This window comes from Streptacidiphilus sp. PB12-B1b (assembly GCF_014084125.1).
Classification (GTDB): domain Bacteria; phylum Actinomycetota; class Actinomycetes; order Streptomycetales; family Streptomycetaceae; genus Streptacidiphilus.
Genome location: NZ_CP048405.1, coordinates 876,266 through 889,870, shown reverse-complemented (window position 1 = coordinate 889,870; position 13,605 = coordinate 876,266). Strand labels below are relative to the sequence as shown.

Annotated in this window: 11 protein-coding genes and 2 tRNA genes; 11 read left to right on the top strand and 2 right to left on the bottom strand. The window is 72.9% G+C overall.

Going from position 1 to position 13,605, the window contains the following annotated elements:
- The first annotated feature begins 81 nt into the window (after positions 1-81).
- The 3 genes from GXW83_RS04135 to GXW83_RS04125 all read left to right on the top strand — a co-directional run bounded on the left by GXW83_RS04135 (position 82) and on the right by GXW83_RS04125 (position 6,432).
- Positions 82-3,219 carry an N-acetylmuramoyl-L-alanine amidase gene (locus tag GXW83_RS04135; RefSeq protein ID WP_182441545.1) on the top strand — a complete coding sequence of 1,046 codons (3,138 nt, stop codon included), beginning with the start codon at positions 82-84 and terminating at the stop codon, positions 3,217-3,219.
- 182 nt (positions 3,220-3,401) lie between these two features.
- Complete coding sequence (locus GXW83_RS04130) at positions 3,402-4,559, top strand: acyl-CoA dehydrogenase family protein (protein WP_182441544.1); 1,158 nt, start codon at positions 3,402-3,404, stop codon at positions 4,557-4,559.
- Between the two features lie 121 nt (positions 4,560-4,680).
- Positions 4,681-6,432: a class I adenylate-forming enzyme family protein gene (locus GXW83_RS04125; protein ID WP_225446744.1), complete on the top strand. Its 1,752-nt coding sequence runs from the start codon at positions 4,681-4,683 to the stop codon at positions 6,430-6,432.
- Positions 6,433-6,467: 35 nt separating this feature from the next.
- Here the strand turns inward: GXW83_RS04125 and GXW83_RS04120 are convergent, their stop codons facing one another.
- On the bottom strand, positions 6,468-7,214 hold the full coding sequence (locus tag GXW83_RS04120) for a DUF4232 domain-containing protein (RefSeq protein WP_182441542.1): 747 nt from the start codon (positions 7,212-7,214) through the stop codon (positions 6,468-6,470).
- Positions 7,215-7,512: 298 nt separating this feature from the next.
- Between GXW83_RS04120 and GXW83_RS04115 the strand changes: the two genes are divergently transcribed.
- From GXW83_RS04115 to GXW83_RS04080, 8 genes are all read left to right on the top strand, one after another.
- Positions 7,513-8,442, top strand: coding sequence for a family 16 glycosylhydrolase (locus GXW83_RS04115; RefSeq protein WP_182441541.1), 930 nt, complete (start codon positions 7,513-7,515; stop codon positions 8,440-8,442).
- A gap of 55 nt (positions 8,443-8,497) precedes the next feature.
- Positions 8,498-9,259 (top strand): SDR family oxidoreductase, encoded by a 762-nt coding sequence (locus tag GXW83_RS04110; protein ID WP_182441540.1) that lies wholly within the window; start codon positions 8,498-8,500, stop codon positions 9,257-9,259.
- Positions 9,260-9,337: 78 nt separating this feature from the next.
- Positions 9,338-10,048, top strand: a complete 711-nt coding sequence (locus tag GXW83_RS04105) for a prepilin peptidase (protein ID WP_182441539.1) — start codon at positions 9,338-9,340, stop codon at positions 10,046-10,048.
- Positions 10,049-10,178: 130 nt separating this feature from the next.
- Positions 10,179-10,715, top strand: a complete 537-nt coding sequence (locus GXW83_RS04100) for a SigE family RNA polymerase sigma factor (protein WP_225446743.1) — start codon at positions 10,179-10,181, stop codon at positions 10,713-10,715.
- Positions 10,712-11,533 (top strand): hypothetical protein, encoded by an 822-nt coding sequence (locus GXW83_RS04095; RefSeq protein ID WP_182441538.1) that lies wholly within the window; start codon positions 10,712-10,714, stop codon positions 11,531-11,533. Before GXW83_RS04100 ends, GXW83_RS04095 begins: the two co-directional genes overlap by 4 nt.
- Positions 11,534-11,602: 69 nt before the next feature.
- Positions 11,603-11,674 (top strand) — tRNA-Glu (locus GXW83_RS04090).
- Positions 11,675-11,682: 8 nt separating this feature from the next.
- A tRNA-Ala gene (locus GXW83_RS04085) sits at positions 11,683-11,754 on the top strand.
- Between the two features lie 37 nt (positions 11,755-11,791).
- Positions 11,792-13,273: an SDR family NAD(P)-dependent oxidoreductase gene (locus GXW83_RS04080; RefSeq protein ID WP_182441537.1), complete on the top strand. Its 1,482-nt coding sequence runs from the start codon at positions 11,792-11,794 to the stop codon at positions 13,271-13,273.
- Between the two features lie 137 nt (positions 13,274-13,410).
- Here the strand turns inward: GXW83_RS04080 and GXW83_RS04075 are convergent, their stop codons facing one another.
- Positions 13,411-13,602 carry a hypothetical protein gene (locus GXW83_RS04075; RefSeq protein ID WP_182441536.1) on the bottom strand — a complete coding sequence of 64 codons (192 nt, stop codon included), beginning with the start codon at positions 13,600-13,602 and terminating at the stop codon, positions 13,411-13,413.
- Between the last annotated feature and the right edge of the window lie 3 nt (positions 13,603-13,605).

Sequence of the window (13,605 nt, the reverse complement as noted above, 5' to 3'; positions counted from 1 at the left end):
ACCGCGTTGGCAGCACGACATGTCCGGAAGAAATCGAAACTTTGGGCGGGATCCGCAGCGGCGCTCGCCGCGTCGGCGCTGGTGCTCGGCGCCGTGGCCGAGGCCGCGCCCGGCACGCGGGCGGTGGCGACCACAGTCGCCGCCGACGCCCACCCGTACACACTGCAGGCCGACTTCACGTCGGCGGCGGCCGAGTTCCACGTCCCGGTGAGCGTGCTGCTCGCGGTGTCGTACCAGGAGACGCTGTGGGAGTCCCACCAGGGGCACCCCAGCAGCACCGGCAACTTCAACGTCATGGGCCTGACCCAGGTGACCGCCTCCGAGGTGGTCCCGGCGACCACCGCGCAGAAGAAGGCCGACCTGAACGCCTGGGGTGACGGGCGCAAGCACCCGGCCCCCTCCGCCAAGGCCCTGGCCACGGTCGACACCGTGGACACCGCCGCTCCCGCGCTGCACACCCTGGACGCGGCGGCGGCGCTGGTCAAGGAGCCCGCCGCGCAGCTGCGCAGCAGCATGGAGCAGAGCGTGCGCGGCGGCGCGGCGCTGCTCGCCTCGTACGAGCGCAAGCTGGCCGGCTCGCTGCCCGCCGATCCGGGCGCGTGGTTCGGCGCCGTCGCCGAGTACGACCAGGCGCCGGACGCCGCCACCGCCGACCAGTTCGCGGGCCGGGTCTACGCGACCATGCGCAGCGGCGCCACCCGCACCACCGACGACGGCCAGACGGTGACCCTGGCGGCGGCGCCGTCGGTGCTGCCGCAGACCGGCCAGGTGCACGCGCTGGGCCTGCCCGGCAGCAGTGCCCCCGCCGCCGCGGCGGCCTGCCCGGACGTGCCCAAGGGCATGGCCTGCAGCTACGATTTCAGCCTGGTCAACCCGGACGGCTACGACGACGCCGACCGGCCCACCGACGGCGACGCCATCCGCTACATCATCCTCCACGACGCCGAGGGCTCGGCGTCCACGGCGGTCCAGACCATCGAGGACGGCCCCTACGCCGCGCACTTCGTGGTCGCCGCCAGCGGCGCCGTCACGCAGATGCTCCCGGTCAAGGACACCGGCATCCACGCCGACAACAAGACCGTCAACATGCACTCGATCGGCATCGAGAACGAGGGCTACGCGCTGACCCTGCCCAGCGGCGGCAGCAGCTGGTTCAGCGAGCAGGAGTACGAGTCCGCCGCGGCGCTGACCAAGTACCTGGCCGGGGTGTACGACATCCCGCTGGACCGGGACCACGTCATCGGGCACGACGACTCGCCGTACGCGATCACCAGCACCGTCGCCGAGCAGCACTTCGACCCGGGCGTCTACTGGGACTGGAGCAACTTCCTCGGCCTGGTCGGCGCTCCGCTCAGCGGCAACGGTCAGGCCGTGGTGGGCGGGACGGTCACCATAGCCCCGCCCTACACCAGCGCCAACGAGCCGCTGGTGACGGGCTGCCAGACGCTCGCGTACAAGCCGACCGCCTGCCCGGTGCAGCCGGCCAACTTCGTCTACCTGCGCACCTCGCCGTCGGCCTCGGCCCCGCTGATCACCGACTCGCTGCTGACGCAGTCCGGGATGACCCCCGGCACCACCGACGGCGCGGACGTCAGCGACAAGGCGGTGTACGGGCAGACCTTCGTGGTGGCCCAGCTGTCCGGCGACTGGACCGCCATCTGGTACGGCGGGCAGAAGGCGTGGTTCTACAACCCGGGCGGGGTGAACGCCTACGCCAACGCCTCCTCCACGCAGCTGGTGGTGACACCGGTCAGCGGCAAGACCTCCATACCGGTGTACGGCAGGGCCTACCCTGAGGCCAGCGCCTACCCGGCGGTGCTGCAGACCCCGGCGGAGCAGGCCAGCCTGCAGCTGACCATCACCCCGCTGGCGGACTACTCGATCCCGGCCGGCCAGGCGTACACCGCCGACGCCGAGGTCGCGGGCGACTACTACAGCTTCGAGGACATCAACCCGGGCGACGCCACCTGCTCCACTCCGAGCGACTGCGTCGAGGTCATCGGCAACACCCAGTACTACCCGATCCGCTACAACCACCGGCTCGCGTTCGTGATGGCCTCGGACGTCCAGGTGATAGCGCCGACGACGCCGCCGGTCGGGACGTACACCCCGGTCTCGCCGAGCCGGATCCTGGACACCCGGTACGGCACCGGCGCGCCCAAGGCGCCGGTCGGCGCGGGCAAGGCCGTCAGCCTGCAGATCGCCGGACAGCCCGGCGTGCCCGCCACCGGCGTCACCGCCGTCGTGCTGAACGTCACCGCGACCGACGCCACCGGCAGCGGCTTCGTCCAGGCGTACCCGGACGGGCAGGGCCGGCCGTCCGTGGGCTCGAACCTGAACTTCACCAAGGGCGAGACCATCCCCAACCTGGTGATCGTCCAGGTCGGCACCGACGGCAAGGTGGACCTCTACAACTCCGCCGGGACCACCGACCTGATCGCCGACGTCAACGGCTACTACACGGCCAACGGCAGCGGCTCCAAGCTGGTGCCGGTGGGCCCGAGCCGGATCCTGGACACCCGGTACGGCACCGGCGCGCCCAAGGCGCCGGTCGGCGCGGGCAAGGCCGTCAGCCTGCAGATCGCCGGACAGCCCGGCGTGCCCGCCACCGGCGTCACCGCCGTCGTGCTGAACGTCACCGCGACGGACACCACGGCCGGGGGCCACGTCTCGGTCTACCCGGACGGCTCCGCACTGCCCCCGGTGTCGAACCTGAACTTCACCCAGGGCGAGACCATCCCCAACCTGGTGATCGTCCAGGTCGGCACGGACGGCAAGGTGGACCTCTACAACTCCGCCGGGACCACCGACCTGATCGCCGACATCAGCGGCTACTACACCGCCGACGGCAGCGGCTCGGTGTTCCACACCGCCGGCCCGGTCCGGGTGATGGACACCCGCAGCGGGATCGGCGTGCGCACCGGCGCGGTCGGCCCGGGCGGCACGGTCACGCTGCAGGTCGGGGCACACAACGGGGTGCCGCTGAAGGCGACGGCGGTGGTGCTCAACGTCACCGTCACCGCCCCCACCGCCGGCGGCCACCTGACCGTCTACCCGGACGGCTCCGCGCAGCCCGCCGTGTCGAACCTGAACTTCACCCAGGGCGAGACCATCGCCAACCTGGTGGTTGTCCCGGTGGTCGACGGCAAGGTGGTCTTCGGCAACGCCTTCGGCGACACGCAGGTGATCGCGGACCTGATGGGCTACTACACGCAGTGACCGGGCGTGCCCGGTGACCCGCCGGGCCCGCTGATCCGCGGCCGCTCCGTTCCTCGTGGACGGGGCGGCCGCGGCGTTTGCCGATGTCACACCGGTGCGGTCTGGACAACAGCCCTACCGGCGATTAACTTAACGTTCGTTCGTCAGGTCAGCTTGGACTGCCATCCGAAAGGAGCGCCATCGTGCGCCGCACCGTATTCACCGAGGACCACGAGGCGTTCCGGGAGACCATCCGCGACTTCATCGCCAAGGAGGTCGTGCCGGTCTACCCCGAGTGGGAGAAGGACGGTCACGCCCCCAAGGACTTCTACCTCAAGCTCGGCGAGCTGGGGGTCTTCGGCATCGAGGTGCCGGAGGAGTTCGGCGGCGCCGGGATGCACGGCTTCAAGTACCAGGCGATCATCACCGAGGAGTGCGCCCGCGCGGGCGTCAGCTTCGGCGGCTCCGGTGTGCACACCGGCCTGTGTCTGCCGTACATCATGGAGTACGCCAACGACGAGCAGAAGAAGCGCTGGCTGCCCAAGTTCGTCTCCGGCGAGATGATGACCGCCATCGCCATGACCGAGCCCGGCACCGGCTCCGACCTGGCCGGCATGACCACCAACGCCAAGCTCTCCGAGGACGGCACCCACTACGTCCTCAACGGCGCCAAGACCTTCATCACCGGCGGCGTCCAGGCCGACCTGATGCTGGTGGTCTGCCGCACCTCCCCGGCCACCGCGGAGAACCGCCGCGCGGGCCTGTCCATCCTGTGCGTGGACACCACCTCCGAGGGCTACACCGTCGGCCGCAAGCTGGAGAAGATCGGCCTGCGCACCTCCGACACCGCCGAGCTGTCCTTCGTGGACGTCAAGGTGCCGGTGGAGAACCTCCTCGGCGAGGAGGGCAAGGGCTTCTTCTACCTGGCCCACAACCTGGTCCAGGAGCGTCTGGCCATCGCCGTCGGCGCGTACGCCGCCGCCCGCGCCGCCGTGGACATGGCCGTGGCCTACACCAAGGACCGCAAGGTCTTCGGCCAGAGCGTCGCCTCCTTCCAGAACACCAAGTTCGAGCTGGCCGGCTGCGAGGCCGAGGTGGACGCCGCGCAGGCCGTGGTGGACCGCGCCCTGGAGCAGTTCGAGACCGGCGACCTGACCGCGGCCGACGTCGCCAAGGCCAAGCTGTTCACCACCGAGGTCTGCTCCCGGGTCGTCGACAAGTGCCTTCAGCTGCACGGCGGCTACGGCTACATCCTGGAGTACCCGATCGCCCGCCTCTACACCGACAACCGGGTGTACCGCATCTACGGCGGCACCAGCGAGGTCATGAAGACGGTCATCGCCAAGTCGCTGGGCCTGTGACCACGACAGCCGACAGCACCTGATGCGCCCGCGCTCCCGACCACCGGGGGCGCGGGCGCAGCTGTATGCTCCGCCGCACCCGAGCAGCCCGCCGCACCCGAGCAGCCGTCCAGGAGTCGCCGTGAACCGCAGTGATCACCAGCCGCCGCCCGCACCGCTGTCGGCGCTGACCGCGCCCGGGGGGCCGTTCGCCACCGAGGAGCGGACCATCGGCGACCGCACCCTGCCGGTGTACGTGAACGGGCCGCAGGTGCTGCGCGAGCTGCTGGAGAGCACCCGCGCCCACGGCGACCGGCTGTTCCTGCGCAGCACGGACCGCTCGTACACCTACGCCCAGCTCTACGCCGCGGCCTCGGCCCTGGCCAACCGCTTCCTCGCGCCCGAACGCGCCGACGACGGCAGTGGCACCGTCGGCGGCGGGTACGGGCTGGTCAAGGGCGACCGGGTGGTCATCGCCATGCGCAACCACGCCGAGTGGCAGGTCGCGTTCTGGGCCACCCAGCTCGCCGGGCTGATCGCCGTCCCGATGAACGCCTGGTGGTCGGCCGAGGAGATGGCCCGTGCGCTGGCGCACTGCGCCCCCCGCGCACTGGTCGTGGACGGCGAGCGCGTCCCCCGCGTCCGGCCGTGGCGGCTGGCGCAGCCGCAGGCCGAGCAGCCCTGGCTGCTGACCGTGCGCCACGACGCCGCCGAGGGGCCGCGCAGTGAGCGCTTCGAGGACCTCCCGGCGACCGACCCGGCGGCCCCGGCCGCCGCCCCCGCCGTACCGGTCGACCCGGCCGACACCGCCACCCTGCTCTACACCTCGGGCACCACCGGCGACCCCAAGGGGGTCACCGCCAGTCAGCTCAACTACTGCGCGGCGGCCATGAATCCGCGCTACTTCGCGGTCTGCTCGGCGCTGGAGCGGGGCGAGTCGCCGACCGCGATCAGGCCGCAGACCTCGCTGATGACCTTCCCGTTCTTCCACGTCGCCTCGTTCGCGGTGGTCCTGGCCACCATGCTCGGCGGCGGGACGCTGCTGCTGATGCGCCGCTGGAACGCAGCCGAGGCGCTGGCGATCATCGAGGAGCAGCAGGCGACGACCTATGTCGGGGTGCCCGCGACCGCGCTGGAACTGCTGGCGGCGGCCGAGGGGGCAGGTTCGTCGCTGCCCAGCCTGGGCCTGGTCAACACCGGTGGCGCGGCGGCCCCGCCGGAGCTGCTGCGCCGGGTCGACCGGGTCTTCGGCGGCCGGGTCGACTCCCGCAACGGCTACGGGCTGACCGAGACCTGCGGCGCGGTCGTGGTCAACTACGGCGCGCGCTACCGCGAGCACCCCGACAGCATCGGCCGCCCCTCCCCCGCGACCCGGACGCGGATCGCCGGCCCGGACGGCGCACCGGCCGCCGACGGCGAGGTCGGCGAGCTGCAACTGCGCGGACAGGCCATCTTCCAGGGCTACTGGGACAACCCGCAGGCCACGGCGGACGCCTTCGCCGACGGCTGGTTCCGCACCGGCGATCTGGCGCTGGTGCGCGACGGCGAGGTCTACGTGGTGGACCGGCTCAAGGACGTGGTGATCCGGGGCGGGGAGAACGTCTACTGCGTCGAGGTGGAGGCGGTCCTGTTCGAGCACCCGGAGGTGGCCGACGCGGCGGTCCTGGGCGTCCCGCACCCGGTGCTCGGCGAGGAGGTGGCCGCGCTGGTCCAGCTGCGGCCCGGCTCGGCCGCCACCGCCGAGGAACTGCGCGCGCACGTGCGCGCCCGCCTGGCGGCCTTCAAGGCCCCCGCGCACATCCTGTTCCGCCCGGACGCGCTGCCCCGCAATGCCACCGGCAAGATCGTCAAGCGGTCGCTCCGGGCGGAGGTGGTGGCCGCCCTGGGCGGGTGACCGCGCCGCCGCCTGCCGCTGCTGCCTTGCCGCCGCTACTTGGTGACCGGGCCGATGGAGAGCGGGTTGATGCTCAGACCCGCGCAGTGCTGGTGGCTCCACGGCAGGAACAGCGCGGCCTTCTCGTTCGGCGGGTATATCCGCAGGCCCTGCGCGGTGGTGAGGTCGCACTGCTGCGGGGTGTATCCGGAGATGCCGTTGCTGTCATGCAGCACCGCGCTGGCCGTACCGCCCGGCTGCAGGGTCACGGTGGCGACGGTGCCGCCGCTGCGGGCCGCCGGGTTGCCCGACTGCACCCCGTTGGCGATGACGTAGGAGACGCCGGGGTAGCCGGCCATGGTGCAGGAGGTGCCGGACTTGTTGGTGAACACCAGCGTGGAGTAGTACTGCCCGGCGCCCACGCTCGGGTTCTCCTGGGCCACGCTCAGCTGGCTGCTGGTACAGGCGCCGCGCTGCACCGCGGCGCCCGCCGCCGAGCCACCGGTCGAACCGCCCGTCGAGCTGCCGGTCGTCGAACCCCCGGTCGAACCGCTGCCGGTCCCTGCGGTGGAGCCCGACCCGCCGGTGGAGCCCGACGTCCCGCTCCCGCCGACCGCGCCCGACGCCGCCCCGGCGGCCGAGGACGCGGAGGAGCCCCCGCTCGTGCCGCTGCTCCCGCCGGTGCTGCTGGTGCCGGAGCAGGCCGACAGCGCGAGCGCGGCGGTGGCGGTGCCCAGTGCCAGGACCGCCAGCCGGGAGCTCCCGGAGCGGGTCCGCGCGCGGTGGACGGTGGTGGTGTTCATGGCTGCCTCCCGATGGCGAGCACTCAGGTCGAGCGTCAGGAGAGGCATGCGAACGATGCCTCTGTTGTCAGCCTCCTGCCCCGGATCGCCCGTGTCACGGCCGGGTACCGAGCTGTGGCAGAACCGAGGCGAATTCCGGAAATATCCACGACCTGCGACGACGCACAGGTCGCACACAAACGGCCCGCGTCCAAGCCGGTGCCCTGCGAGTGTTGTCCCCGGGACACCGGTAGGACAAGCTGTTACAAGCGCTGGCTGGGCGTTCAGTTCACGTGTGGGAACAGTGGGGTGGCTGGCTGTGGCCGGGATTCGATTCGGACGGATCGCAGTCGTCGGGATGGTCCTGCTCACCACCGCCTGCGGCGCGCTCACCTCGGGCGTCCACACCGCCCCGGCCTTCCCCAGCGACCTGCCCTCGCTCGCCCCGACCCGTACCGCCGCCGCGCACCCCTCCGCGAGCGCCACGGCCATGCTCCCGCCGTCCGTGCTGCGCGCCGCCCCGCCGGTGGCCGGCCCGTGGAACCTGGTGTTCTCGGACGACTTCGACGGCGACCGGCTCGACGGCGACGACTGGGTCACCTGCTACGACTGGAACGACGACGGCTGCACCAACGCCGGCCACCGGGAGCTGGAGTGGTACCTCCCGGGCCAGGTCGCGGTGGCGAACGGCGCGCTCGACCTGTTCGCCGACAAGACCCCCACCTACGGCACCGACGGCAGGATGCACTCCTGGACCTCCGGCATGGCCTCCACCGGCCGCCAGTCCTGGTACGGGACGCCGCATTTCACCCTGGAGTACGGATATATAGCCGCCGCCATCCAGATACCCGCGCAGAAGGGCATGTTCCCCAGCTTCTGGATGATGCCCGCCGGCACCCGGACCACCCCGCCGGAGATCGACATCATGGAGGGCATCCAGTCCTCCACCCGGGTGCAGATGACCCTGCACTGGACCAACGCGCAGGGCAAGGACGTCCACTCCGCCGTCCAGTGGGGCCCGGAGCCCTACACCACCGGCTACCACGTCTTCGCGGTGGACTGGGAGAAGAACTCCATCACCTGGTACATCGACGGCGTGCCCCGCTACCGGGTGACCGACACCGCGCTGATCCCCCGGGTGCCGATGGAGCTGCTGCTCAACCTCGCCGTGGGCTTCCCCAAGTCCCCGCCCGTCGGCGTGGACTCCGCCGAGATGAAGGTCGACTGGGTCCGCGCCTGGCAGCACTGAACCGGCACCGGCAGCACTGACCCGGCAGCATGGCGGTGCGGGCACAATGGCCTTCATGGATCTAGGACTTCAGGACCGGGTGTACCTGCTCACCGCCGCCAGCCGCGGCCTCGGCTTCGCCACCGCGCGGGAACTGGTCGCCGACGGCGCCAGGGTCGTGCTCACCGGACGCTCGCAGGAGTCCGTCGACCGCGCCGTGGAGCAGCTCGGCGGCCCGGAGGCGGCGCTGGGCGTGGCCGCCGACAACGCCGACCCCGACACCGCCCAGCGGCTGGTCGACACCGCGCTGGAGCGCTTCGGGCGGCTCGACGGGCTGCTGATCAGCGCCGGCGGCCCCCCGGCCGGTTCGGTCACGGCGGTCACCGACGAGCAGTGGCGGGGCTCCTTCGAGAGCGTCTTCCTGGGCGCGGTCCGGCTTGCCCGTACGGTCGCGGCGGCGCTCGGCGAGGGCGGCAGCATCGGCTTCGTGCTCTCCGGCTCGGTCCGCGAGCCCATCGCCGCCCTGGGCATCTCCAACGGCCTGCGCCCCGGCCTGGCCATGGCCGCCAAGAGCCTGGCGGACGAGCTGGGCCCGCGCGGCATCCGGGTGCTGGGCCTGCTGCCCGCGCGGATCGAGACCGAGCGGGTGCGGGAGCTCGACTCCCTCTCCGACAACCCCGCCGTGGCCCGCGCCGCCTACGAGGCCCAGATCCCGCTCCGCCGCTACGGCCGCCCGGAGGAGTTCGGCCGTACCGCGGCCTTCCTCCTCTCCCCCGCCGCCTCCTACCTCACCGGCATCATGATCCCCGTCGACGGCGGCGCCCTCCACAGCCTGTAGCGGACCACCCACGCCGTCCGGGCCGGACTGGCAGGATGGGCAAGCCCGTAGTCGTCATCCGCAGGGGAGGACACGCACATGGGCCTGCTCGTCTGGCTGGGCGCCGCCTTCGGTGCGCTGTCCGGTCCGTTCCTGGCCCGGGCCTGCTGGAGCCTGTCCGTGCCGAGCGGCGAGCCGCGGCGCACCCGCTGCCAGGACTGCGGGGCGGCGCCGGCCGGGCTGCCGCGCGGACGCTGCTCCGGCTGCGGGCGCTGCCTCGGCCCGGCGGTGTGGTGGCTGTCGCTGTCGGCAGCGGCCGCCTGCGCGGTGTCCGCCCTGCGGGTCGGCCCGCATCCGGCGGTGATCGCCTACCTGGCGGCGGCCCCGGTGCTGACAGCCCTGGCCTGGATCGACGCCGGTGTGAAGCGGCTGCCCGACGTCCTCACCCTGCGGCTGTACCCGGTCCTACTGGCCGCGCTGCTGGCAGCACAGTTGACGGACCGTCACCACGGCTCGCTGCTGCGGGCGCTGGCCGCCATGGCGGCCCTGGCGGTGGGCTTCTACGCCCTGGCCCTGCTCAGCCCGGGGGCGTTGGGGCTCGGCGACGTGAAACTCGTCGGCCTCCTCGGCCTGCTCCTCGGCTGGCTGGGCTGGACCTCCGTGGCCGCCGGCGGCTTCCTGGCCTTCGCCACCGCCGCCCTCGCCTCCGTCGCCCTGCTCGCCACCCGCCGCGCGGGCCGCAAGGACACCATCCCCTTCGGCCCCTACCTCATCCTCGGCACCCTGCTCGCCCTCGCCCTCCACCCCTGACCAACCATCCAGGCCCCGCCCGGACCCGACCGGCGGCCGACAGTCGTCCCGCCGTGACAACCCCGGGCGCCGCCCGGCGCTCTCTAGAGGGTGAGGCCCCGTGACGGGGCCACGGAGAGGGGTTGCCGCAGTGAACGACGAGAGTCAGCTCGCCGAGTACATCGCCGCCCGGCACAGCATGCTCCGGCGCAGCGCCTACCTGCTGTGCGGCGACGCCCACCAGGCCGACGACCTGGTCCAGGCGACCCTGGTCAAAGTCGTCCTGGCCCGCCGCCGGCTGAAACAGATCGACAGCCTGGACGCCTACACCCGGCGGACGCTGCACAGCACCTTCATCAGCTCCCGCCGCCGGCTGTGGCGCCGGGAACACCCGTACGCGGACCTCCCCGACACCGCCGGAGCCGTCCCGGACGCCGACCTGGGCCTGGCCGTACGCCAGGCACTGCAGCAACTGCCGCCACGGCAGCGGGCGGTGGTGGTGCTGCGGTTCTGGGAGGACCTCAGCGTCCAGGCCACCGCCGACGTACTGAGCATCAGCGAGGGAACCGTCAAGAGCCACACCGCGCGTGCCATGGCCACGCTGCGCACCGCCCTCGGCCCGGCCCTGCGCGACGGGCTCCTGCCGGAACAGCTGGACCCCACCCACACGATCGGAGCGCTGTCATGAACGACGACCGGACCACCGCATCGGACGGCATCGGGCTCCCGCTCCACGGCCTGCTGACCCACGCGGTCAGCGGCCTCGCCGCGCCGACCGCCGACGTGACGGCCGCCGTCCTGGCCGAGGCCCGGGCGCGGCGGCGCAGGCGGCGGGCAGGGGCCGCGCTGGCGGGCACGGCCTGCGTCCTGGCGCTGGCGGCCGGGGTGTCCATGGGGCCGGACCTGCCGGGTTCGCACGGGAAGGGGACGGTCGCAGCCGCCGGACTGCAGGCCCAGCGGAACGCGTACTATCCGGTCGGCGCGCTGCTGCCGGGCGATGTGACCGGCCTGCGCCCGATGGTCTTCGCCACCCGCTCCCCGACCGGCCTGCCCCCGGGAACGGCGGTACCCGCCGACACCTCCACCCGCGGCACGTACTACACGTTCAGCCGCCACGGGAGCACGGGCTACCTGAGCGTGGTCACACACGACCCGTCCCGCAGCCGTGCCCCGGTGCCCTTCTCCACCGCCACGCACTGCACGACACCGCCTGTCGGCACGGTCGCGCGGGGCTCCGGCTGCCGGACGCTCCAACTGCCCGGCGGCGCAACCGCCCTGATCAGCACGCAGGCCCCGTCCGGGGCGACCGGCCCGAACACGGCGCCCTGGAACGGCCCCAGCATCACCGTGGCCGTCACCTACCCCGACACCCGCGTGGCGGTCATCACCGTCCTCTCGTCGTTCCACAGCCCGACGAAGGTCACCACCGCCCCGCTGCTCACCCAGGACGAGGTGCTGCACATGGCCGCCAGCCAGGACTGGTTCTCCCCGGCCTCGGTCAACTAGACGCCGTGGCGGGCGGGACGTAATTGCTCGGCACGCGCCGATGAAGATCGCTAGGCTCGTCCCGACCGTCCGGGCGTAGCGCAGAGGCAGGCGCGCCGCGCATTCAACGCGGAGACGTCGGTTCGAATCCGACCGTCCGGAGGGTCTTCTGGTCCGTAGCGCAGAGGCAGGCGCACCTGCATGGCATGCAGGACACGTCGGTTCGAATCCGACCGGACCACCTCGACAGGCAGCCGGCCGGCACAGGGGGCATGACACATGGGCAGCACCGACCCCGCCGGCCACGCGGACACCCTTCCGCCGAGCCCGGCCGAGGGCGGCGTGCCCGCCGGGGACGGCCCGCCCACCGATGCCGAGTTGGACGCCTTCGCGCGCACCGTCCGGCGCCTGCGCCGGCTCGACCCGAACCATCCGTTGCGGCTGCGCGCCGAGCGCACCGCCGAGTCCTTCGTCCGCGACGGCCGACAGGCCCGCCGCCGCACCCGGCGCCAAGCCGACGCGGCGGCCGACGCCGTCCTGGTCACCGCCACCGCCACCGGCGGCACGGACCGCCGCGAGGACGCGCCGCTGACGCCGCCGCCCACCGGCACCGCCGTCGGCGAGCTGCGCCGTCCACGCCGCTGCTACGTCTGCAAGACGACGTACCGGCAGGTCGACGGCTTCTACCATCAGCTCTGCCCCGGCTGCGCGGCCGACAACGCCACCCGCCGGGCCCTCTCCACCGATCTGCGCGGCCGCCAGGCCCTGCTCACCGGCGGCAGGGTGAAGATCGGGTTCCAGCTGGCGCTGATGCTGCTGCGCGACGGCGCCGAGCTCATCGTCACCTCCCGATTCCCGCACGACGCGGTCCGCCGGTTCCAGGCAGTGCCCGACAGCGCGCAGTGGCTGGACCGGCTGCGCGTGGTCGGCATCGACCTGCGCGACCCGCGCCAGGTGCTCGGCCTGTGCGAGCAACTGCGCTCCGAGCAGCAGCCGTTGGACATCCTGATCAACAACGCCGCGCAGACCGTCCGCCGACCGCCCGAGGCGTACGCACCGCTGACCGCCGCCGAGCGGGCTCCGCTGCCGCCGGGCGTACGGCAGTTGGTGCGGCACGCCCCCGGCTTCGGCCTCCCGGCCGCCCCGGGCACGGCCCCGGCCCCGGCCCCGGCACTGACCCCGGTCCCGGTCCCGGCACTCGGGACGTCAACGCCGTCCCTGCCGGTGCCCACCCTGCCGCGCGAGGTGGACGAGGCCGGGTTGCTCCCGGACACCGCCCCGGAGAACTCCTGGTCCGCACAGCTCGGCGGGCTGGACCCGGCCGAGATGCTGGAGACGCACTTCGTCAACGCCCTGGCCCCGGCCCTGCTGTGCGACCGGCTACTGCCGCTGCTGCTGGCCTCCCCGCACCCGAGCCGCTACATCGTCAACGTCACCGCCGTGGAAGGCAGGTTCGCCGTCCGCAACAAGACCGGACGCCACCCGCACACCAACATGGCCAAGGCCGCGCTCAACATGCTCACCCGCACCAGCGCCGCCGATCTGGCCGCGCTGGGCGTGCACATGTGCGCCGTCGACACCGGCTGGATCACCGACGAGAACCCGGCACCGCGCAAGGCCCGGATCGCCGACCGGGGTTTCCGCACCCCGCTGGACATCGTGGACGGCGCCGCCCGCGTGTACGACCCGATCGTGCGCGGCGAGGCCGGCCATCCGCTGGCAGGGGTGTTCCTCAAGGACTACCAGGAGGCTCCATGGTGACCGGCGACCCGGCATCCGCCGAGGCGGCGCACCCCTCTGCGGGCTTCCGTCCGCTGGCCGATCTGGAGCCGCTGCCGGCCTGGTTGCGGTCCGGTCGGCCCGTCGGCGAGCGCCTCGACTTCCCCACCGGCAGTGCCCTACCGGGCGGGCGGCTCGACCTGTGCAAGCAGCAACTCGGCCCGGAAGGGGCGTTGGTTGCCGCCGCGCTGCCGCCCCGGGCCGGTGACGGCTCCCCGGCGCCCGCCCGGCACCTGCTGCTGGGCACCGACGGGCTCGGCGACCGGGGCGCGGCGACCGTCACCGAGCACGTCCTCACCAGCGACGTGCACACA

Coding starts and splice junctions, on each gene's coding strand:
- GXW83_RS04120 (WP_182441542.1), bottom strand. CDS start 7,214: ATGAACACCACCACCGTCCACCGCGCGCGGACCCGCTCCGGGAGCTCC.
- GXW83_RS04110 (WP_182441540.1), top strand. CDS start 8,498: ATGGATCTAGGACTTCAGGACCGGGTGTACCTGCTCACCGCCGCCAGC.
- GXW83_RS04105 (WP_182441539.1), top strand. CDS start 9,338: ATGGGCCTGCTCGTCTGGCTGGGCGCCGCCTTCGGTGCGCTGTCCGGT.
- GXW83_RS04095 (WP_182441538.1), top strand. CDS start 10,712: ATGAACGACGACCGGACCACCGCATCGGACGGCATCGGGCTCCCGCTC.
- GXW83_RS04080 (WP_182441537.1), top strand. CDS start 11,792: ATGGGCAGCACCGACCCCGCCGGCCACGCGGACACCCTTCCGCCGAGC.